The 22,206-nt window shown below is 51.0% G+C and carries 23 protein-coding genes and 1 riboswitch; of the genes, 3 read left to right on the top strand and 20 right to left on the bottom strand.

Annotated elements, in window-relative coordinates; translation table 11 throughout:
- Positions 1 to 90: 90 nt before the first annotated feature.
- The 13 genes from brxF to TX77_RS09415 all read right to left on the bottom strand — a co-directional run bounded on the left by brxF (position 91) and on the right by TX77_RS09415 (position 13,249).
- Positions 91 to 558: a BREX-3 system P-loop-containing protein BrxF gene (brxF, locus tag TX77_RS09355; protein WP_044504575.1), complete on the bottom strand. Its 468-nt coding sequence runs from the start codon at positions 556 to 558 to the stop codon at positions 91 to 93.
- A gap of 121 nt (positions 559 to 679) precedes the next feature.
- The gene (locus tag TX77_RS09360) at positions 680 to 2,059 is read right to left on the bottom strand and encodes a hypothetical protein (protein WP_044504576.1); all 1,380 of its coding nucleotides are present in this window, start codon (positions 2,057 to 2,059) and stop codon (positions 680 to 682) included.
- A 90-nt stretch (positions 2,060 to 2,149) separates the two neighbouring features.
- A complete protein-coding gene (gene lysS, locus TX77_RS09365) occupies positions 2,150 to 3,661 on the bottom strand; it encodes a lysine--tRNA ligase (protein WP_044504577.1) in 1,512 nt (503 codons plus the stop codon).
- An 18-nt stretch (positions 3,662 to 3,679) separates the two neighbouring features.
- The gene (gene greA, locus TX77_RS09370; protein ID WP_044504579.1) at positions 3,680 to 4,168 is read right to left on the bottom strand and encodes a transcription elongation factor GreA; all 489 of its coding nucleotides are present in this window, start codon (positions 4,166 to 4,168) and stop codon (positions 3,680 to 3,682) included.
- 110 nt (positions 4,169 to 4,278) lie between these two features.
- Complete coding sequence (gene dusB, locus TX77_RS09375) at positions 4,279 to 5,271, bottom strand: tRNA dihydrouridine synthase DusB (RefSeq protein ID WP_044504582.1); 993 nt, start codon at positions 5,269 to 5,271, stop codon at positions 4,279 to 4,281.
- A complete protein-coding gene (locus TX77_RS09380) occupies positions 5,255 to 6,019 on the bottom strand; it encodes a type III pantothenate kinase (protein WP_044504584.1) in 765 nt (254 codons plus the stop codon). The genes dusB and TX77_RS09380 overlap by 17 nt, the downstream gene beginning before the upstream one ends.
- Positions 6,020 to 6,104: 85 nt before the next feature.
- On the bottom strand, positions 6,105 to 7,073 hold the full coding sequence (locus TX77_RS09385; RefSeq protein ID WP_044504905.1) for a biotin--[acetyl-CoA-carboxylase] ligase: 969 nt from the start codon (positions 7,071 to 7,073) through the stop codon (positions 6,105 to 6,107).
- Between the two features lie 198 nt (positions 7,074 to 7,271).
- Entirely contained in the window at positions 7,272 to 9,347 is a 2,076-nt protein-coding gene (gene ftsH, locus TX77_RS09390; RefSeq protein ID WP_044504586.1) for an ATP-dependent zinc metalloprotease FtsH, read from the bottom strand.
- A 119-nt stretch (positions 9,348 to 9,466) separates the two neighbouring features.
- Positions 9,467 to 10,006: a hypoxanthine phosphoribosyltransferase gene (gene hpt / locus TX77_RS09395; RefSeq protein ID WP_044504588.1), complete on the bottom strand. Its 540-nt coding sequence runs from the start codon at positions 10,004 to 10,006 to the stop codon at positions 9,467 to 9,469.
- A 25-nt stretch (positions 10,007 to 10,031) separates the two neighbouring features.
- Positions 10,032 to 11,027, bottom strand: coding sequence for a tRNA lysidine(34) synthetase TilS (gene tilS / locus TX77_RS09400; RefSeq protein WP_044504591.1), 996 nt, complete (start codon positions 11,025 to 11,027; stop codon positions 10,032 to 10,034).
- On the bottom strand, positions 11,024 to 11,953 hold the full coding sequence (locus TX77_RS09405) for a Ppx/GppA phosphatase family protein (RefSeq protein ID WP_044504593.1): 930 nt from the start codon (positions 11,951 to 11,953) through the stop codon (positions 11,024 to 11,026). Before TX77_RS09405 ends, tilS begins: the two co-directional genes overlap by 4 nt.
- 80 nt (positions 11,954 to 12,033) lie before the next feature.
- A complete protein-coding gene (locus TX77_RS09410) occupies positions 12,034 to 12,483 on the bottom strand; it encodes a S1 domain-containing RNA-binding protein (protein ID WP_044504595.1) in 450 nt (149 codons plus the stop codon).
- Positions 12,484 to 12,928: 445 nt separating this feature from the next.
- Positions 12,929 to 13,249, bottom strand: a complete 321-nt coding sequence (locus TX77_RS09415) for an FtsB family cell division protein (RefSeq protein WP_225070030.1) — start codon at positions 13,247 to 13,249, stop codon at positions 12,929 to 12,931.
- A gap of 195 nt (positions 13,250 to 13,444) precedes the next feature.
- On the opposite strand from TX77_RS09415, the gene TX77_RS09420 reads away from it, so the two are divergent.
- The gene (locus tag TX77_RS09420) at positions 13,445 to 14,857 is read left to right on the top strand and encodes an FAD-binding oxidoreductase (protein WP_044504599.1); all 1,413 of its coding nucleotides are present in this window, start codon (positions 13,445 to 13,447) and stop codon (positions 14,855 to 14,857) included.
- A gap of 73 nt (positions 14,858 to 14,930) precedes the next feature.
- Positions 14,931 to 15,063, top strand: a riboswitch (FMN riboswitch).
- Between the two features lie 89 nt (positions 15,064 to 15,152).
- Positions 15,153 to 16,370, top strand: a complete 1,218-nt coding sequence (locus TX77_RS09425; RefSeq protein ID WP_044504601.1) for a bifunctional 3,4-dihydroxy-2-butanone-4-phosphate synthase/GTP cyclohydrolase II — start codon at positions 15,153 to 15,155, stop codon at positions 16,368 to 16,370.
- 64 nt (positions 16,371 to 16,434) lie between these two features.
- On the opposite strand, the gene TX77_RS09430 is transcribed toward TX77_RS09425, so the two are convergent.
- Positions 16,435 to 17,094, bottom strand: a complete 660-nt coding sequence (locus TX77_RS09430) for a Crp/Fnr family transcriptional regulator (RefSeq protein ID WP_044504603.1) — start codon at positions 17,092 to 17,094, stop codon at positions 16,435 to 16,437.
- A 102-nt stretch (positions 17,095 to 17,196) separates the two neighbouring features.
- Between TX77_RS09430 and TX77_RS09435 the strand changes: the two genes are divergently transcribed.
- Entirely contained in the window at positions 17,197 to 17,886 is a 690-nt protein-coding gene (locus TX77_RS09435; protein WP_044504605.1) for a 4Fe-4S binding protein, read from the top strand.
- A gap of 60 nt (positions 17,887 to 17,946) precedes the next feature.
- Here TX77_RS09435 and TX77_RS09440 read toward each other — a convergent pair whose 3' ends face one another.
- The 6 genes from TX77_RS09440 to TX77_RS09465 all read right to left on the bottom strand — a co-directional run bounded on the left by TX77_RS09440 (position 17,947) and on the right by TX77_RS09465 (position 22,206).
- A complete protein-coding gene (locus TX77_RS09440; protein ID WP_044504607.1) occupies positions 17,947 to 18,387 on the bottom strand; it encodes an Lrp/AsnC family transcriptional regulator in 441 nt (146 codons plus the stop codon).
- Between the two features lie 131 nt (positions 18,388 to 18,518).
- Complete coding sequence (locus tag TX77_RS09445; protein ID WP_049917337.1) at positions 18,519 to 19,460, bottom strand: FAD:protein FMN transferase; 942 nt, start codon at positions 19,458 to 19,460, stop codon at positions 18,519 to 18,521.
- A 117-nt stretch (positions 19,461 to 19,577) separates the two neighbouring features.
- The gene (gene rnfB, locus TX77_RS09450; RefSeq protein WP_044504612.1) at positions 19,578 to 20,432 is read right to left on the bottom strand and encodes an RnfABCDGE type electron transport complex subunit B; all 855 of its coding nucleotides are present in this window, start codon (positions 20,430 to 20,432) and stop codon (positions 19,578 to 19,580) included.
- Positions 20,433 to 20,456: 24 nt separating this feature from the next.
- Complete coding sequence (locus tag TX77_RS09455) at positions 20,457 to 21,029, bottom strand: electron transport complex protein RnfA (RefSeq protein ID WP_154254092.1); 573 nt, start codon at positions 21,027 to 21,029, stop codon at positions 20,457 to 20,459.
- Positions 21,029 to 21,652: an electron transport complex subunit RsxE gene (gene rsxE, locus TX77_RS09460; protein WP_044504616.1), complete on the bottom strand. Its 624-nt coding sequence runs from the start codon at positions 21,650 to 21,652 to the stop codon at positions 21,029 to 21,031. Before rsxE ends, TX77_RS09455 begins: the two co-directional genes overlap by 1 nt.
- 2 nt (positions 21,653 to 21,654) lie before the next feature.
- Complete coding sequence (locus tag TX77_RS09465) at positions 21,655 to 22,206, bottom strand: RnfABCDGE type electron transport complex subunit G (protein WP_044504618.1); 552 nt, start codon at positions 22,204 to 22,206, stop codon at positions 21,655 to 21,657.

The raw sequence follows: 22,206 nt of genomic DNA on the forward strand, positions 1-22,206 counted from the left end.
AAACAGCCTTTTAGACAGCCCTTATTCTACATGGGATTTATGAAAAAACGATTGCGAAAAGGTAACTATTTTTTAAATTACAGGATCATCTTAGTCGTCAAGAGAAATGACGTGATTGGGATTGTCGATGACAAACTTGGCGTACTTGGGATCACCATTGTGTTCGAAATACAGGGTATTGCCTTCCAGACTGCCGCGCCAGCTGACGATGATCGGGCATTCGCGGCTCAGTTTCTTCAGCATTGCTACAGGATCGAGATTCAAAATAGGCGCAAACATAAATTCAACGTTATCAATCATAACAACACGGGCATTGAGACGATGAATCGCTGCGGAGACAAGGGTAATGGCTTTATCCGGACGGTCGGCACGAGGTATTTCCAAAAATTCGTCATCAAAGAGTTCACGGGCTTCACAAATTTTCCAACCGTCTTGATACGTCAGTTCACGGATGAGCTGGCTCTTACCCGAACCGGGACTGCCAATAATAATTAACAGTTTTTCATCGTCCTGGGCAATGTACTTCCATCGTTTTAAAACATCTGCATCTGTAACCATGAAAATCACCTTCGTTTTCTTAAGATATTTAATTTATTTATTTTATTATACCGAACTTTCATCATATAAGTAAAGCATTTTTACTATTTTATTGACACATATGCCAAAACGGTACGCATCCCTACTTCAATCCGTAACGCTCCATCGGGTCTTGGATATTCTTAATCGGCGTCGACGTCAGGATGACATCGTCGACATAAGGCTCATTGTGGCGCATGATGATGACCAGGGATACGCCTTTTTGGTAAGGGCTGTCATAATAATAGGCGTCGACGGACTTTTCCTTATCCGGGCCCCATTCGACGCGGTCCGGACGGCCGTATAGCGCCAGGATGGTCGATACGTGATAGCCCAGGGTCGCACCGCGGCTGGTATAGCCATTGTTGGTCAGAAGGAATACCTTCTGCACCATATTGCGCCGGTCTACTTCGACACCATAGTCACCGTAGAGCCAAAAGCTGCTGTTGTTGCGCTTGACCAGTTTGTTCCACATATTGTACTTATTGGCTTCAAACGGTTGGTTGAGGCCAAAACCCATGAGGGTGAAGTCCTTCTCGGTCAACTTCATCGGATCCTTCGACGGCTCACCGGTAATATAAGGCGGACGAACCGGCATGAGGGCCACTCGTTCAACGCGTCGATTGCCGACAGCAAAGACGTACATGGCATCCTTTTTGGGGCTTTCATAGGTCACGTAATAGACGTTGGCATCAGTATCGCGCAACACGGAATCGGGAAGGCCGAATTGGCGCAAAAGCACTTCAATGGGATACTTCAAACGCATGTCACGGCCGATGAGGATATTGGTCCCCGTCGTCAAAAAGGCAGACTCGACACCGGGACGGACGCTTTTTCGCGAGTCGCCGCTGGAGCGCAGGCTGTCGGCCAATTTATTGCGAATGACAAAGCGCAGCTTAAGATCTTTTCCCGTATACTGCATCGACGTGTAGTGCATGCTGGTCGAGTATTTACTGGGATTGCCGAAAATCCGCTTCACCTTCATCGGACTGTCACCGCTGTGGATGCTGCCAATGTAAAAGTCACCGGCTTCTAAGGGGGCAATCTTCAACGTATCCAGCGAATCGAAGACGCGCTGATCGTCTGACGTCAAAGCGTGGACACTGGCTGGTGCAGCGTTGTGATAACCGGCTTTTTTACCGTCTTTGGCATCGTCTTTTTTAGCATCATCAGCCTTGTCCGGTTCCGTTTTCTCTTTGGCGGTAGAAGACGGCTGAACCTTATCGGATTTTGCCGACTTTTTAGCTGCGTCTTTTTTGGCGGACTCTTTCGGTTCGGCTGACTTCGACGGCTTTTCAAGCGATGCCGTTTTATCGGCACCATCGGCATTATCGAGAAGAAGTTCTTCCCCAATCGCTGCTGCAAGGGATGTCGGCGCATTTTTCAGAGAGCTTTCCCAGTTCTCTGTCGACACAGCACCGGCTGCCGAATTGCAAGCTAGAAAAGCAGAGCAGACCAATGCAGCTAATGCGGTACGTTTCATAGCGTTCCTCCTTTTTATGGGTTGTGATAAAAAAGGGCTGTCCTACGACAGCCCTTTTCTTGCCATTGACATGGGCAAAGGGTGCAAAAATTATTTATGCTGTTCCGGACGGCTCAAGGGGAAGAGCAGTACGTCGCGGATAGACGGACTGTTGGTCAAGAACATGACTAAGCGGTCGATGCCGATGCCAAGGCCCCCTGTCGGCGGCAAGCCGTATTCCAAAGCGCGGCAGTAATCTTCATCCATCTGATGGGCTTCGTCATCGCCGTGTTCGCGTTCCTTCATCTGTTCGATGAAGCGGTTGCGCTGGTCGATAGGGTCATTCAATTCCGAGAAGCCGTTCGCCAGTTCGCGGCCGTAGATAAAGGCTTCAAAACGATAGGTAAGAAGCGGGTTATCCTGGTCCTGTTTGGTAAGCGGCGAGATTTCCAAGGGATGGCCGGTAATGATCGTCGGCTGAATGAGGTTTTCTTCAACAAAGGCTTCAAAGAAAGCGTTGATGATCTTGCCGACACCATCATACTTACCGTATTCGACGTGATGTTCATCGGCCATTTTGCGGGCGACTTCGACGTCGGTAACGTTTTCAAAATCGGCACCGCTGAATTTCTTAACGGCTTCGATCATGGTCATACGGTCCCAAGGCGGAGTTAAGTCAATTTCTTTATCGATATAGGTCAACTTCATCGTACCGTAGAGCATATCGGCCAATTTCGAGACCATGTCTTCCGTAATGTTGATGACGTCTTCCAAATCGCCATAAGCCTGGTACAATTCGACCGTCGTAAATTCCGGATTATGGCGCGTATCGATGCCTTCATTACGGAAGCAGCGGTTCATTTCAAAAACCCGTTCCAAGCCGCCGACGAGGAGGCGTTTGAGGTGGAGTTCCGGCGCAATGCGCAGGAAGATATCCATATCGAGGGCGTTGTGATGCGTCTTAAACGGACGGGCTGCGGCACCGCCGGCAATGGTATGGAGCATCGGCGTTTCAACTTCGAGGAAGTTGCGGTCATCGAGGTACTTGCGGATGCCCTTGATGATTTTCGAACGCTTGACGAAGGTATCTGTAACTTCCGGATTGACGATGAGGTCGAGATAGCGCTGACGATAGCGTGTTTCCTTATCCGTAAGGCCATGGAATTTTTCCGGCAGCGGACGGAGCGATTTCGAGAGGAGCTGCCACGATTCGACGCGGATCGTCGTTTCGCCGGTATGGGTAACGAATACCGTACCGCCGACACCGACGATATCGCCGAGGTCGAGGAGTTTAAATAAGTTGTACGATTCTTCTCCAAGGACGTCTTTACGGAAGTAGAGCTGGATTTCACCGCTCAAATCACGAAGGACGCAGAAGGCGGTCTTACCGTGACGGCGAATGGCCATCAGGCGGCCGGCGACACTGACGACGGTTTCATTTTTTTCTAAGGCTTCTGCCTGGTCCTTTACTTCCTGGGCATGGTGGTCCCAATTATATTTCTGACCGAAGGGATAGACGCCGGCATCGATGAATTCCTGCATCTTTTCACGGCGAACCTGCATCTGGTCATTTAATTTTTCTTCTTCCATCATGGGCATTTCTTTTTCTTTCGTATCCGACATGAATATTCCTCCTACAGTTTATTTTGCATCAGGCGGCAAGATCCGGTACTGGAGTTCACCAGCCGGTGCCTTTACGGTAACGACTGCCGGATTGGATGGATTGATGTTCTGACCGAGAATCGCTTTTCCTACCGGAGATTCATTCGAAATCCGGTTGTTGAAGGGATCGGCTTCAGCCGTACCGACGACGGTATAGTCGAAGCGGTCACCGGTTTCGACGTCTTCCAAAATGACGTGAGAACCGATGCGAACTTTAGCAGCGCCGTCTTCCGTTTCCTGGATAATTTTTGCCGTCCGGATCTTTCCTTCCAATTCGGCAATACGGCCTTCGATAAAGGCCTGTTCATTTTTAGCATCATCGTATTCCGAGTTTTCGCTCAAGTCACCGAGGGCAATCGCTTCTTTAATACGCTGCGAAACGTTAATACGGCGGACTGATTTCAGTTCATTTAATTCATCTTTTAATTTCTGCAACCCTTCTTGGGTAATCAGCGTTTCATTGGTCATTGTCTTCCTATTCCTCCTGCGATAGAATCGCGTCTCACTGTTATAGCTTAATTTATACCGTATCTTTAATTATATTCACATCTGTCTTTTATGTCAACAAAACCGCGGCTTCACCGTCCGCGCAGCCGGTCCATCATCTCGCCGACGACAAGGCGAAATTCCTCAGCCGACCGGGTCCGGTTGATCCGCTCCCGAAGGGCGGCTGCCCCGTGAAGGCCGTGAGTATACCAGGCCGCATGAGTCCGCATTTCCCGTATACCGATGTATTCTCCCTTATAAGCCAAAAGGGCTTCAAAGTGAGCCAACATCTGGGTGTACTTCTCTTCAGGAGTCGGCGGCGGCAGGACTTCTCCCGTTTCAAGATAATGGCGTATTTGTGGGAAAATCCAAGGATTTCCTTGAGCCCCGCGGCCGACCATAACGGCCTGGCATCCCGTTTCTTTCATCATGGCAGCTGCAGACGGGCCGTCGATGACATCCCCATTCCCGATAACCGGAAGGGATACGGCGTCGACGACGGCCTTGATTTTCTGCCAATCGGCCTTACCGCTGTAAAACTGCTCCCGCGTCCGACCATGAACGGCAACGGCAGCCGCACCGGCAGCTTCAGCACGCTTTGCCAGTTCCGGGGCCACAAAAGAATGGTCATCCCAGCCGGTGCGCATCTTAACGGTAACGGGAATGGACACAGCCTGTACGACGGCGCGTATAATTTTTTCTGCCAACGGCAGGTCCTTCATCAAAGCCGAACCATCGCCGTTTTTAACGACTTTCTTTACCGGACAGCCCATATTGATATCGACGATATCGGCACCGGCTTCTTCAACGACGGCAGCGGCCTCGGCCATGACGTCCGGGTCAGAGCCGAAAATCTGCATAGACAAAGGGTGTTCCCCGTCTTCGATGTGGAGCAGTTCTGCCGTATGCTGATTGCTGTAGCGGATGCCCTGGGAGCTTACCATTTCAGCGCAGACTAAAGCTGCGCCATAGCGGTGAGCAATAACCCGATACGGCGCATCACAGACCCCTGCCATAGGTGCTAAAATAATCGGCGCGTCGAGGACGACATTACCGATGGCAAAAGGCTTAATTGTTTCGGTCATAAATGATTTTCAGCCCTTCCAGCGTCAGCATCGGTTCGACGACGTCGATGGCGTCCGTCGCCGGTGCTACGATGACGGCAAGACCGCCTGTCGCAACGACCTTTGCCTTACAGCCCAACTCCCGTCTCATCCGGGTAACGATGCCGTCGACTTGGCCGACGAAACCGTAAAAGACACCGGCCTGCATGCTTTCAACGGTATTGCGGCAAATCACTTTCTCTGCCTGGACGACTTCAATACGCGGCAGCTTAGCCGTACGCTGTACGAGGGCATCCGTTGAGATTCCGATCCCCGGGCAGATAGCCCCGCCGAGGTAGGTTCCCTTCTTATCGACGGCGCAAAAGGTCGTCGCCGTCCCGAAGTCGATGATGATGACCGGACCGCCGAACTTTTCATAGGCTGCGACGGCATTGACGATGCGGTCGGCACCGACTTCACGAGGATTGTCATATTTGATATCCATGCCGGTCTTGACGCCCGGGCCGATGACCAACGGCGTCAGGCCAAAATAGCGCTGGCACATCCGTTCGAGAGTCGGCATGACCGGCGGAACGACAGAGGAAATGATGATGGCATCGATTTCTTCTGAATTGACGCCGTTCAAATAAAAGAGATGGCGAATAAGGACGCCGTATTCATCGGTCGTGCGAAGCCGATCCGTCGATACGCGCCAATGGTCCACGAGTTCTTGATCTTTAAAGATCCCGAGGACGATATTCGTATTCCCTACATCAATGACTAATAGCATAACTTTATCTCCTGCTTAATCTAAGTTGATAATACGCCTATTATAATAACAGAGTTTGCCCGTCTTGAATAGTCTTTCGGCACAATTAGACGGGACGAACATGGACATCTCCGGCCATGACCTTCTCCATCCCGTCCTCAGTTTCAACGATGAGATTGCCGTCGTCATCGATATCGGCTGCCGTCCCCGTAAAGGATCGGTTGACAGAACTCACAGAAACCTTCTGTCCGAGCATGCACGAAAGGATTCTCCACTGCGCCAGGATCGGGGCAAAACCTTCCTGACAGACCGTATGATACAACTGCTCTAATTCAAAAAGAATCGTCTGCAGGAGTTCGGCCCGATGAACGGCAACGCCTTCCATGGCAAAGCTGGTAACGATATCTTTTAAGTCTTCCGGAAGATCACCTTCCGTGATACCGGTATTGACGCCGATTCCCATGATGATGTAGTTGACCTTTTCCGCCGAGCCGTTTAATTCCGTCAAGATGCCGACCATCTTACGACGGTGGATCAAAATGTCATTGGGCCACTTGATACCGCAGTCCGAAAGGCCGTGAGCACGCAGAGAGCGGGCCAGGGCGACAGCTGCCAGCAAGGTCATCTTAGAGACTTCCATCGGCGGAATCGCCGGCCGCAGGATGACCGAGAACCACAACCCCTTGGCAAAGGGAGAGTGAAAAGAACGGCTTAAACGGCCGCGGCCGCCAGTCTGTTCTTCGGCAATGACGACGGTCCCTTCGGTCGCTCCGTCGTCGGCCAGTTGTTTGGCGACGTTATTCGTCGAATCGACCCGTTCCCGATAGACGATATGCTGTCCGAATTCGGACGAAGCCAAGCCTTTTTCCAGGGCTTCCGGAGACAAGAGTTCCGGTGCTTCGCGCAGGCAATAGCCCTTTTTCGTATACGATTCAATGACGTATCCCTTCTGCTTCAAGGCCCGTATATGCTTCCACACCGCCGTCCGAGAGACGCCCAGCTGCTCAGAAATCTGCTGGCCCGATACGAATTCATTTTGGTGTTTTCGTAAAAAGTTGAAAATATCTTCCCGCATATTCATTCGTCCCTCCTACTGCCGCTTTTCAGACCATGCCCATGAGGTATCGTATAGCGGCCGTAACATGCTCATCATTTATTTAAAAATTGTATCATACCCCATATGCCTGTCAAGGCGTCACGCAAAAAGACTGCCGCATGAGGATAAAGCTCATACGGCAGTCTTTAAACGGCCTTGAACTAAGCCATGATAAACTTATTTATTCGTATCTTTGTCAGACTTTTCATCGTCCGAATCGATTACGCCATCCGTCAGGCCGCCCTTAGGAACGGGGTTGCCCCAAGGACTGATCTGGACTTCCGTCTGTTCCTGCTGAGGAGCTTCATCGACAGGCGTTTCACCTTTCGATTCCGAAGCCGGTTCTTCTGCAGTCGGTTCGGCATCGGCGGCTTTTGTTTCGACAGTTTCTGCCGGCTGGGCTGCCGTATCGGCAGGTTCCGCATCGACGGCTTCGGTCGTTTTTTCTTCGGGGGCTTCGAGGGTCCCGTATTTGACCAAATTATCGACTTGCTGACGGTTGATCGTTTCGACTTCTATGAGGGCGTCGGCCATCTTATTCAGTGTATCGAGACGTTCGTGCAGCATATGGAGGACATCGGCATAGGCTTCCGATACAATATCGTGCATTTCCTTGTCGATCAGTTCAGCCACACTGTCGCCGTAATTGCGTTCGTGGCCGAGACTCTTGCCAAGGAAGACCTGATCCTGCTGTTCGCCAAAGACCATGGGGCCCAATTTAGGACTCATGCCCAGGCGGGTGATCATCTGGCGAGCAATGCGGGTAACGCTCTGGAGGTCGCCCGATGCACCGCTGCTGATTTCGTTGAAGACGATTTCTTCAGCAGCCCGGCCGCCGAGGGCGACGCGGATCTGTGCCAGGTAGTAGGATTTCGTTTCATACGACCGGTCTTCTTCCGGCAGCATCATCGTATACCCGCCGGCACGGCCTCGAGGAATGATCGTGACCTTGTGTACCGGGTCAGCGTCCGGCAAGAGGTAGGCAATGAGGGCGTGCCCCGATTCATGGACAGCGGTCAGGCGTTTTTCCTTATCGCTGATGACGTGGCTGCGCCGTTCCGGCCCGAAGCTTACCTTTTCACTGGCTTCTTCCAGTTCCGGCATGTTGATGATTTTCTTATTGGCTCTGGCAGCAAGGAGCGCCGCTTCATTGAGCAGGTTCCCCAGGTCGGCACCGGTAAAGCCCGGTGTCTTCTTGGCGATGATGTCGAGATCGACGTCCTTGCCTAAGGGCTTACCTTTAGCATGGACTTCGAGGATAGCCCGACGGCCGCGTAAATCAGGACGGTCGACGGTAATCTGACGGTCAAAACGGCCGGGACGAAGAAGGGCCGGGTCAAGGATATCCGGACGGTTCGTCGCAGCAATGGTAATAATGCCTTCGTTGGAACCGAAGCCATCCATTTCGACCAACAGCTGATTCAAAGTCTGTTCGCGTTCGTCATGACCGCCTCCGAGGCCGGCACCGCGCTGGCGGCCGACGGCATCGATTTCGTCGATGAAGACGATACAGGGGGCATTTTTCTTGGCCTGTGTAAATAAATCACGGACACGGGATGCACCGACACCGACGAACATTTCGACGAAGTCAGACCCGCTGATACTGAAGAAAGGCACACCGGCTTCACCGGCTACGGCACGAGCCAAGAGGGTTTTCCCGGTGCCCGGAGGGCCAAAGAGAAGGACCCCTTTCGGAATCTTGGCGCCAATGGCATTATACTTGCTGGGGTTGCGCAGGAATTCGACGATTTCAGCCAATTCTTCCTTGGCTTCATCTTCACCGGCAACATCTTTAAACGTGACTTTGATCTTTCCTTCACCATGCATCTTGGCATGGCTTTTGCCGAAGTTCATGACCCGGCCGCCGCCTCCCTGGGTCTGCTGCATGATGAAGAACCACACGGCGATGAGTACTAAAATCGGCAGGACTGCCGTCAGCATATTCATCCACCACGACGGTTGTTCAGGCGGCTTGGCAATAACATTGACATCAGCATCTCGCAGGGCCGGTAAGAGCGCTGCATCCGTCGGGGCATACGACGTAAAGGACGTTCCGTCTTTCAGTTGACCGACGATGGCGTGATCGGCGGTAATCTGGACGGCATCGACTTTTTTCTGCTGGACCTGACTCATGAAATTCGTGTAAGAAATTTCCGATTTATCAGTCTTGTTGCTCGTAAGGGCATCTATAATCGATACGGCGACGATGATGATGAGTAAGTATAAACTTACATTCCGCACAAATTTACTCAAAATACTGCTCCTTTCACCTAGTTTATGACATTTTTTTCTTTATTCTAACCAACACAATTTTATATTACCACACTTCTTTAAAAGCAACAACTTATTTTATACAAAATAGGTAGACTTCCTTACTTGGAGTATACTTCTTCCTTCAAGACGCCGATGTAAGGCAGGTTGCGGTAGCAGCTGTTATAGTCGAGGCCGTAGCCTACGACGAAGGCATCGGGAATTTCAAAACCGTTGTAGTCGACAGGGACTTCAACCTGGCGCCGAGCGGGTTTACTTAAGAGGGTAGCTAATTTCACCGAGCGGGCTCCCCGTTCTTTCAACATCGGGACGAGATGGCTCAAGGTAATGCCCGTATCGATGATGTCTTCAACGATGAGGACATCCTTCCCTTCGACGTCATTATCAAGGTCCTTACGAATTTCGATGTCCCCCGACGATTCCGTCGAAGCGCCGTAACTGGAACAGCTCATGAAGTCGAAATAGACAGGTCCGTCGATGGCGCGGGCCAAATCGGTAAAGAAGGTGACGGCTCCTTTCAAGATGCCGCAAAGGAGGATCGTCTTTCCGGCATAATCTTTCGTAATCTCGGCGCCTAATTCGCGAACGCGGGCAGCAATCTGTTCTTCTGTAAGTAAAATTTCTTTGATATCCTGATGCATCTTGATTCCTCCGAAAAAAATTAAATTACCGTCGCCCCTTTTGGCGGGGAACGGCCGGACCCATGCAGAGTGCGGTCCGCGTCGTATAAGCACAAGCTTTGCCGCACTGAAACTGTTTACCTGTTTCCTTAGCAGCTAAAGCCCGTATAATTTCAACATAATGAAAGGGAAGGTCCTTAAAAGACCCGGTTGCCTCCTGCCAGAGCCGTCGTATCAATCGCCGCTGCAGGGCGAGAGGCTGAGACAGTAATTTGCGTCTGTCCAGGGCCGGAACGCCGTGATCCGGACAGGCAATATCCTGATAGACTTGCTCGGTACAGTCCTTTAAAAAAGCTTCATCCGCCCGGACTGTATCAGACAGGCGGTTGAGGTCGGCCGTAATGGCCGGGTTATATCGTGTTAAGGCAGGCAGTAACTCTAAGCGAATGCGGTTGCGGTGGTAGCGTGTACTGTCATTGGTTTCATCGTGACAAGAGGGAATCCCTTGTTCGGCAGCATATGAAGCAAGCTCGGCTTTCGTAAAGCCCAACAACGGGCGTATGATGTCCCCCCTTCTCGGCTCCATGCCGCACAGGCCTTGAAGGCCGCTGCCGCGAAGGAGGTGGAGCAATACCGTTTCGGCTTGATCGTCACCGTGATGGGCGACGGCAATCACCGAAGCGCCGCAGGCCCGCTTCACAGCGCGTAAAATTCGGTAGCGTTCCCGCCGTCCCACCGCCTCTTCTGACATTTTTTCACGACGGGCGAGAGCCGGCACATCGACGTACTGCCAAGCAAAACCGCAATGACGTTTCAAGGCTTCGCGGCGAACGAAGTCGACTTCGGCATCAGCAGCAGCCCGAATGCCGTGGTGGACGTAACAGGCCGTCAGGCGCAGGCGATATAACGGGGCCAGGCGGCTCAATACATCGAGGAGGACCATCGAATCCGGTCCGCCCGAACAGGCAACGAGAACGGCACTTCCCGGCTGCCACAAGCTGTGCTGCCGGTTGTAGTCCGCGACGCCTTCGACGAGGCTCATAACCGGCCTTCCTTCGAGTTCCAGGCCGCATCGTGAAAGGAATGACGAAAGAAGATGCCCTCCATGATGTCCCGTTCACTGGCCATGACGGCCGGAATTTCATAGCGCTTTAAGAACGACTTGGCAATGATTAGACCGGCTAAGATGATTTCGCTGCGCTTGGGCTGAAGGCCCGGTACATGGCGCCGTTCTTCCGGCGTCATGACACGCAGTTTCTCAATGTGCTGACACAAGGATTCATACGACACGACGTGACCTTCGACCTTTTTGGCGTCGTAGACGTCGAGCTTTAAATCCATGGCGGCCAACGTCGTCAAGGTACCGCCGACACCGATGAGGACTTGCGGCGTCTCACTCATAGGGATGGGAAGCCACATCTTATGACATCGGTTTTCCAGGTGAAGGACGTCGTCTTCCTTGAGGACGTCCTTTTTCGTGAACCGGACGGCGCCCATGGCATAACTGTGAGACCAGCATAAAATCCCTCGTTTGCCGACGGCGACTTCACTGCTGCCGCCGCCAATATCGAGAATGGCCGCCGTCTTTTCGGGATCGATAAACTTCGTCGCTCCCGTAAAACAGAGGGACGCCTCTTCAAGGCCTGAAATGGCCCGGCAGTGCCAGCCGAAACGGGCTCGTACTTCTGCCAAAAAGGCCTGGCCGTCAACGGCTTCACGAACGGCACTGGTAGCGACGGCACAGACGGGTACGCCGGAAAGCTTTTTCTTCCAGCCTTCCATGGCAGCAAAAGACGCTTCCATTCCGTCAGCCGACAAATGGCGTGTTTCGTCGATGCCTTTCCCGAGCTGGGTCGTTGCCAATTCTTTCGGCGAAAAAGTCCACGTCCCGGGAACTTCCTGCCAGCCCGTCATGAGGCGCAGGGAATTGGAGCCAATGTCGATGACGGCATATTTCTGATACTCCATAACGTCTCCTTTCAAATCAAAAAGAGGCCGTCGCACGATACGTGCGGCGCCTCTTTCTGCACTCCGCTATTCAATACTTATCAATCAGCATGGCGAGCGCCGCGGCCGCCGCGTTTCGATTCTGTATTGCGCTTCAAATCCATCAGGCGTTCATCGCTTTCCTTCAGGAATTTGCTGAGCCGGTCTTCAAACGACAGCGAACCTGACGAGCGGCGTGAATCAAAACCGTTATGCTGGCGGAATTCGTGTTTCTGCCGCATATCGCGTTTCGGGCGGAATTCCTTCTTTTCAGGAGCCGCCTGGGTCTGCTTAATAGACAAGGCAATCTTTCCCTTATCATCGACAGACAACACTTTGACGCTGACCTTATCGCGAACTTTCAAAAAATCATTTACATCTTTGACATACTCATTAGCGACTTCAGAAATATGTACAAGACCTACTTTCTTATCCGGAAGTTCTACGAATGCGCCAAATTTTGTAATCCCCGTAACGGTACCTTCTATCACACTGCCTACTTCAATTGTCATGCTGTTTTAATTTCCTCCTTGTGATATTCAGCATAGCTGTTGAACTTCTCTTACTTATAGAAGTGAAAGATTCTTAAGAAGTTTGATACACGGACTAACGCCTGATAGATTTATCCCGAAGGAACTCACTATCAGGATACCCTTATTCTTAACGGGCTGTCCAAAAGCCCGCTACACGGTCGTTAAAAAACTTCCGCTTACTTTCGTTTTTGTACCCGTCATGATCCACGTTGTGTCACGCTGCGGCCAAGGCAAGTATTGCCCGAGATAGCGCTAAGGCTATTGTTTTGTTATCGTTTTTGGTTACGCAGAAGACTAACTGCGACCATTCATCCACCATCTTAGAGATGGTGCCTTCTGATAGATACTTTGATAAACGTATATGGTCATTATACTCATAATTTCCCAAAAATTCAATTCCCAAAATGGAAGAATCGACAAACTTTTACGGCTTATAAGGGATTTCGTCAGGCTTGGCCAATCCAAATTGTTCCCGTGCTTCTCGTGAGACTTCCTCGGGATCGTTGAGCTTATCGTACTGCGCTTTAAGCCGCGTATTTTCATCCCGCAAGAGCTGTTCCTGCTGCAGCGTTTGATTCATATCCTCCCTGATTTCCCAGACTCGGTAGAGCCGGACCCCAATGAGATAAAAACCGACAATAATGATGCCTATGAGAAACAGATTGTACCAGCTCAGCTGCCGAAACCGACTGAACAGACCGGGACGGCGCTTTTGACGAATCCGGCGGCGCTTCTTCCGACGCACAGGCGGCCGATACTCTTTGGACTCCACCCAATCACCCTTTCTAAAAAATGATAGTCTAAGAAAAAAATCTTATCCTATAGTATACATGGGTTTGGGAACAAGATAAAGTTTTTTTGTAAAATTCCTTTTAAAATACCGGCAGGTTATATATAATAAAAACACGTATCTTGTATCTTTATCCGAGGGGGAACTATTATGACATACGAAAAAATCACACCGGAAATCATAGAAAAATTGAAATCCATCGTCGGCCCGAAAAACGTCGTCACCGACACGGACGCCATGCAGCCCTATTCCCATGACGAAGTAACCGACCCGGCTTACCACCGGATGCCGGAAGCCGTCGTCTTTGCCGAAAAAGCAGAACAAGTCAGTGCCGTCTTAAAACTGGCCAACGCCTTTCGCTTCCCCGTCGTCCCGCGCGGTGCCGGTACCGGTCTTGCCTGCGGCGCCGTCCCGGAATACGGCGGTATCGTCTTGTCCTTAGAAAAGATGAATAAAATCCTTGAAATCAATCCCGAAGGCCTCTATGCCGTCGTCGAACCGGGCGTACGCACATCGGACCTTCAGGATGCCGCCGAACAGCAGGATCTCTTTTATGCCGGCGATCCCTGCAGCGGGGACTCGTGCTTCATCGGCGGCAATATCGCTACCAATGCCGGCGGCAACCGAGCCGTCAAATACGGGACAACCCGCCACCAGGTATACAGCGTCGAAGTCGTAAATCCTAAAGGCCGCATCGTAACCCTCGGTGCCCGCCTGCAAAAACAGTCGACGGGCTACTCCTTAGACCAGCTCATCATCGGCTCAGAAGGCACGTTAGGCATCATTACCAAAGCGACTTTGAAACTGGTCCCTAAGCCGAAATACGCTCTCGATTTACTGGCTATTTTCGACGACCGTAAAAAAGCCATGGGCGTCGTCACAAAACTCATCAAGGCCGGCATTACACCGACCTGTGTCGAATTCATGGACAATATCACCATCAAATCCGTCGAAAAATACCTCAACGAAACGCTTCAAGGCAGCGACAACGGCAACTACATCATCGTCGAAGTCGAAGGGACCAATGAAGACGACCTTGACGACAAAGCCGTCATCCTCGACGAAATCTGCACCGAAAACGGAGCTTCCTCGGTCCTCGTCGCCGACCACAATAAGATTTGGCAGGCTCGCAAGGCCTTTGCCGAAGCCGTCCGCGCCGAAAGCCTCATCGTCTGCAAAGAAGACGTCGTCGTCCCCGTCGATCAGGAATCCCTCCTCCTCGATGAAATCCTGCGCCTTGCCAAAAAGTACAACCTCATTACCCGCATCGCCAGCCACGCCGGCGACGGCAACATCCACCTGAACATCTTAAAAGGCGACGATGAAACCTATGAAGAATGGGATGAACGGGTCAAGGCCAACCAACAGGAACTGTACGCCTTCATTTATGCCCACGGCGGCCGCCTGTCCGGCGAACACGGCATCGGCTATAAGCGAAAAGCCCTGATGAAAGAACTCACGGATCCCGGTGAACTGGAAATGATGATGGACATCAAACGGGCCCTCGATCCGAACAACATCTTAAACCCCGGAAAGATCTTCGACATCGACGAAAAAGCCTGAGAACCGGCACCATGGCTATGACTTGCAAAAATCACGACTACCGTGTATAATACAAAACAGAACTGAATAAAACGTATATCTTCAGGGCAGGGTGAAATTCCCGATCGGCGGTACAGTCCGCGAACGCAGCAGCGTAGGAGCCATAGGGCTCGTGATTTGGTGAAACTCCAAAACCGACAGTATAGTCTGGATGGAAGAAGATGTGGCGTGCTGCTTTAGCAGCCTGCCTTACATTGCATAGAAAAGCCCTGAGCCGTTATCGGCGCAGGGCTTTCGTTATAAGGAGGTCTTTATTTTGACGACAGAAAAACGTAAATTCAACACCATTGAAGAAGCTATCGAAGAACTGCAGGCCGGTCATATCGTCATCGTCACCGACGATCCGGACCGTGAAAATGAAGGGGACTTCATCTGCGCAGCTCAGTACTGCACGACAGAAAACATGAACTTCATGGCCAGCCACGGCAAGGGCCTGATCTGCATGCCTATGAGCATCGAATATGCCCATAAATTAGGCCTGCCGCCCATGGTCAGCGAAAATACAGATAACCACGAAACGGCCTTCACCGTTTCCATCGACCACGTCGATACGACGACAGGTATCTCGGCTGTCGAACGAGCCCTCACAGCCCGCAAATGCGCCGAAGAATCGGCTCGTCCCGAAGATTTCCGCCGTCCCGGCCACAACTTCCCCCTCATCGCAAAAAGAGGCGGCGTTTTGACCCGCAACGGCCATACGGAAGCAACGGTCGACCTCCTGCGCCTGGCAGGCCTCAAACAAGTCGGCCTGTGCTGCGAAATCATGGCCGACGACGGCACGATGATGCGCACGCCGTCCCTGTGGGAAATTGCCGATAAGTACCACTTAAAATTCATCACCATCCACGATTTGCAGAACTACTGCCGCCGCCACGACAAACACGTCATCCGCGAAGCCGTCGCTAAGATGCCGACCAAGTACGGCGAGTTCAAAATCTACGGCTACATCAACGACCTCACGGGCGAACACCACGTCGCCCTCATCAAGGGTGACATCGGCGACGGCAAGAACCTCTTGTGCCGCGTCCACTCCGAATGCCTCACCGGTGACGTCTTCGGCTCGTGCCGCTGCGACTGCGGTGAACAGTTGGCAGCCGCCCTCAGCCAGATCAACGCCGAAGGCCGGGGCATCTTGCTCTACATGCGCCAAGAAGGCCGCGGTATCGGCCTCATCAATAAGCTCAAAGCCTATGTCCTCCAGGAACAGGGATACGATACGGTCGAAGCCAACGAAAAGCTCGGCTTTGCCCCCGACCTTCGCGAATACTGGATCGGCGCTCAAATGCTGCAGGATATGGGGGCTAAGGAAATCCGCCTCCTGACCAACAATCCGGAAAAGATCTACGGCCTCGAAGGCTTCGGCGTAGAAATCGTCGAACGCGTCCCCATCGAAATGGAACCGCAAAAATTCGATGAATTCTATTTAGAAACCAAGAAGAATAAGATGGGCCACATCCTTCCCCATCTCCACTGATCCTTAGATATACAAAACGGCAGGGATTGCCGATATTCCGCAATCCCTGCCGTTTTTTCTTCCCTTATAACAAGGAAAATTGATCTTTATGATAATCGATGAGTCCGTCTTTTTTCATCTTACTGAGTTCCGCTGATAAGGCGCTGCGGTCGACAGATAAAAAATCGGCCATCTGCTGGCGGTTAAAAGGCAGTGAAAAGGTCGACGCACCCTTATCCCGCGCCAGGTTCGACAAGTAGAGCATGATTTTCTGCCGCGTCGAGCGCTGGGTCAAATAGCGCATCTTTTCTGTAAGGAGTCGATTCTTTTCAGCCATGAGGCCCAAGAGATTTCCCGTAAACTGTGCCTCAGCCGGCGTCAAGAGATGGCCGCCGTGGAGGACATTGGCCACATAGATCTGAATGATGACCGCATCAGAGGCCGCCACGACATCGACCGTCGCCGGCGCCTCGGGAAGACAGGCAAAGGCTTCACCAAAAAAGAAGCCTTGTGGGATTTGAGACAGAATATTCCGATTGCCCCAATAATCTTCCTGAATGATATGGACCGAACCTTCGAGAACCAGCCCGATATAGGTGACCGGATCTCCGGAATAAAAGAGAAACTCCCCTTTTTTATAGTGTTTCTGCCGAACCTTTAAATCCTGCAAAAGCGGCAGGACATCGTCCTTGGCGACGCCGCGAAAAAGAGGCGATTTTTCGATAAGGGAAAGATGTTGTTCCATTAGCAGCACCTCCTGCTGAATAAGTTGGAAAAACAACGGCAATATCCGTCAACATAACGTATACTAACATTATCAACGAAACTGCCGATGGAGGAAATGACTATGATACGTAAAATTATACAAATTGATCAAGAAAAATGCAATGGCTGTCGTGCCTGTGTCGACGCTTGTCACGAAGGAGCCATCGCCATGGTAGGCGGCAAGGCTCAGCTCATGCGCGACGATTACTGCGACGGCTTAGGCGACTGCCTTCCCAACTGCCCGACCGGGGCCATCACCTTCGTCGAACGCGAAGCCGCTGACTACGACGAAGAAGCCGTCAAAAAGAACATGGCCGCCCAGGGCCGTGTCTATAAAGGGCGCTGCCCCGGAAGCGAAGCTCATGCCGTAACCCCGGAAGCTGCAAAAGAATCCCGTCAAGGAGAGGCTTCACAACTCCGTCAATGGCCGGTCCAGCTCAAACTCGTCCCGCCTCATGCCCCTTACTTTAACGGCGCCCGGCTCTTGATTGCTGCCGACTGCACAGCCTATGCTTATGCCCGTTTCCACGACGATTTTATCAAGGGCCATATCACCCTCATCGGCTGTCCCAAGCTCGATGACATCGACTATTCCGAAAAACTGACGGAAATCATTCGACAGAATGCCATTCAAGACGTCACTGTCGTCCGCATGGAAGTCCCCTGCTGCCGCGGCCTGGAAATGGCCGTAAAAAAAGCTCTGGATCAGAGCGGTAAATCCCTTGACCTTCAGGTCAAAGTCATCAGTCCCGACGGAAGGATAACGGCCTGACCGATAACGCTATATATAGACAAAAAGATGCTGCCGCAAGTGCGACAGCATCTTTTTTGGTTAAACGTTCCATTCTTCTTTCAGTGTGGATAAACACATGAACGTCTGCGAAGAAGCGACCGTCGGAATTTCATTCAGTACCTGCATGAGGAAATGTTCTAAATCATCCGGTGTCTTTACGAGCACTTTTAACAAGTAATCGAAGGCGCCGACGACGTGATGGCATTCCAACACTTCAGAATACTGAACGATTTTCGCACGGAAATCCTCGTCATCGCCCGACCGTTCCAGGTTGACCATAATGAAGGCGGTCACGTTGTATCCCGTCTTGCGGCGGTTTATCTTCGCACCGTAGCCTTCAATGATGCCGTTGTGTTCCATCTTACGAATTCGTTCGGCAACGGCGGGAATGGACAAGCCGACAACTTTACTTATTTCTGTTGCCGATGCTTTTCCATTTCGTTTCAAAATCATTAAAATCTTGTCATCAATATGATCCATCTGCCAATACTACCCTCCATAGCTTTAAAATCTATTATACCTATATTATCTTACAAAGATCGCAAAAAGTAAATAGACTTAAAGTTATTAATTATTTATTCACTATACTTTTTACTTCTATGGAAGTCTTTTTATTCTGAAATATGAAAATCAGCATTTAGATCAGAGAAATGATCTCGGAATCCGGGTGTCATATAAATGGCATTATCCGTTCCGGTAATTTCACAGTCCACACCTTCCATACTGTGGACCAAATCGAGGCCTTTCTGGGGCCCCAAAACGAAGACGATGGTCGTCAGCATATCACTGAGCATGCCGGCATGGGGCACGGACCCATCGATAATGATAGAGTCGCTCATGACACCGGACCGAGCCGGATAACCCGTACGAGGGTCAAAGATGTGATGGTAGCGGACACCGTCTTGGATGAAGTAGCGTTCATAATCACCGGACGTGGACAAGGCCTGGTTTTCAATGGCGACGATCCCCAAAAAGTCCTGGTTATTATCCGACCGGGGATGCTTGATACCGATGTTCCACGGCTTTCCCTTGGTCGTCTTGCCGACAGCATACATCGAGCTGGCTCCGAGGTTGATGAGGCCGCTTTCAATGTGATGCTTTTCGTAAATCTTGCGGATTTCATCGACGGCATATCCCTTGGCGACACCGCCTAAATCGATGGCCATCCCCGATTTTGCCAGCATGACGCTGTGGTCTTCCGACCGCAGGAGGATATCTTTATAATTTACCTTCATCAAGGCCTGGGAGACCTCTTCCGGCGACGGCACATGCTGGTCGGCATTGCCGATATGCCACAAGTCGGTCATGACCCCGATGGTGATATCCCATTCGCCCTGACTCTTGGCCGAATAGTCCTTGGCGTATTCAATCATTTCATAAATAGCCGGATCTACCTTTACATAGTCCTTACCGGCAGCAGCATTGATGCGGCTGACATCGCTGTCTTCATTTTGACCGGCCAATTTATCTAAGACAGCCAGCCGCTCGAAGCCTTCATCAACAGCTTCTTTCGCCTCCTCCCCGGTCGCCCGGAGAGAGACCGACGTATCCATGGCGACGCCGCTCCTATCAAAAGAAGACTCCGGATGCAAGGTGCATCCGGAGCTGCTTAATACGATGAGGAACGCCATGGTGAGAAGAACCCATACATACCGTTTCTTACCCATCTATTAACCTACTTTTTCTTCTTTCTTGAAAGAACCTTTGATCATTTCATTGATAGCGCCTGTCGGACACTTGGTCATGCACGTAGCGTTGTCGCAGTTGTGGCAGACAGCCTGATTGACGACGGCCAAATGGTCGACGATCTTGATAGCGCCTTCTTCCTGATGGGAGCAGTTACGCATGCAGGAACCGCAACCGATACACATAGCTTTGCAGTTCTTCATGGCAGCAGCGCCAAAATCTTTGGAGCTGCAGCTAATAGCAACTTTGGCACTGATCGGCAGCAATTCGATGACGTGGTTCGGGCAAATGGAAGCGCATTTGCCGCAGCCCGTGCAGAGACGTTTGTCGATAACCGGCAGTCCGTCTTCACCCATGTGCATAGCACCGAAGGGGCAGGAACGGGTGCAGTTACCAAAACCTAAACAGCCGAATTTACAGAACTTCGGACCCTGCTGAACGATTTTAGCAGCAGCACAGTCATGAACACCTTTGTATTCATAAGCCAGTTTTGCGATGCCATTGCCGCCGCGGCATTTGACGTGGGCAAATTTCGGTTCCGTAGCTTCCGCAATTTTACCGGTCAATTTAGCGACGATTTCAGCAACTTCTGCCTTACCGGGAACGCAGAGGTTCGGCGCAACATCGGGATCAAGGACGACAGCTTCTGCATATTTTGCACAGCCGGCAAAGCCACAAGCACCGCACTGACCTTGAGGCAGTGCTTCTTTTACTTCGCCGATAAGGGGATTTTCTTCCATAGCGAATTTCTTATCCGCACTTGCAAGGATAAAACCGAATACAAGGCCGATACAAACCATGACGACGACGGCCATGATTGCAATAAATGAGTAATCCATAATCAGTTTTCAACTCCTTTTGCCTTAAATCATGCCGGAGAAGCCAAGGAAAGCCAACGACATCATGCCTGCAAGGACAAAGGCGATCGGTGTCCCCTTCATAGCATGAGGGATATCGGCAAAATCCATTTTTTCACGGCAGCTTGCCATCAGGATAAGGGCAATGGCGAAACCAATGCCGGCACCGACAGCGAAGATGATGTTTTCGAGGAAATTATAGCCACTGGTAACACTGATGACCGGGACGGACAGAACGATACAGTTCGTCGCAATCAGCATGAGGTAAATCCCCCACATGTTATACAGTGTCGGAGACTGTTTCTTGATGATGATTTCCAACAGCTGTACGAAACTTGCAATCAAGATAACGAAGGAAATCGTCCGTAAGAAGGTCAGGTTAAGCGGAACGAGGACCCAGTTGTACAGACTCCAAGCTAAGATGGTACTCAAGGTGATAACGGCCGTAACAGCGAAACCCATCCCGACCGAAGCGTTCAAGTTTTTCGAAACGCCGAAGAAGATACACAAGCCGAGGAACTTGGTCAATACGAAGTTGTTAATCAAGACAGCCCCGATAAACAGCGTAAAGTATTCCATTATCCTTCACTCCCTTTCAGTTGTCTCTGTCTTTCAACACGTTCATTCCAAATCTTGAAGCCAGCCATGATGAAACCGATCAGCATGAAGGCTCCAGGCGGCAGTGCCATGATCAGAGCCGGCTGGTAAGACGGACCGAATACTTCGAGACCAAAGAAGGTGCCGTTGCCGATGACTTCACGGATGCAGGAAATGATGAACATAGCAATGGTGAAGCCCATGCCCATGCCCATGCCATCGAGGAAGGAAACGACGACGCCGTTTTTCGATGCGACCGATTCAGCACGAGCCAAGATGATAGCAAATACGACGACCAAGTCGAGGTATACGCCGAGGGCTTTGTACAGATCAGGAGCATAAGCCTGTAAGAACAGCTGTACACAAGTTACGATCGTAGCGATACACGTAATATAAACCGGAATACGTACTTTTTTGTTGATCAATTTGTGAATGATCGAAACGACGACGTTGTTGGCGGTGATAACGAACCATACCGTAAAGCCCATGGTCAAACCGTTGACGATGCTCGTCGTTACAGCAAGGCCCGGGCACAGGCTCAAGGCCAAGACGAAGTACGGGTTTTCTTCAATAATGCCTCTAGTAAAGATTTTCCAAAGATTCATTATTATTTACCCCCCATCTGTGCTGCTTTTTCAACAGCCTCTTTAACGCCCAAGGTGAAGGCACGGGAAGAAATCGTTGCACCAGTCAAAGCCTGGATCTTATCTTTTGCGCTTCTGTCCTTTGTGACTTCAAGACCGGCAATTTTCTTACCTTTAAACTGATCTTTGAACGGAGATTTTGCGCCTTTGTCACCAAGACCCGGCGTTTCATTGGCTTCGAGGACCGTGTAGTCCATAACCGTACCGTCCATGGATACAGCCGTCAAAAGCTTAATCGGACCGCCGTATCCTTTCGGAGCCGTCGGAATGATGTAAGCGACTTTCTGGCCGCCTTTTTCAGCAATAAACGTATCTTCTTCGCCCTGTACAGGAACGAATTTGTCAGCATCGGGAACGAGGGTCTTCATCGAATCCTGTTTCATCTGTTCTGCTTTTGCCGTAGCAATCGGGCCGGTGATGAAGAAAACGACACCGATAATGCAACCGGAAACAAGGCAGGTAAGGATAAGGTTCATTGCGACCTTAAAGATCCCGCTTTCGTTTTTGTCTGCCAT

The sequence above is a fragment of the Megasphaera massiliensis genome, assembly GCF_000455225.1.
GTDB lineage: Bacteria > Bacillota > Negativicutes > Veillonellales > Megasphaeraceae > Megasphaera > Megasphaera massiliensis.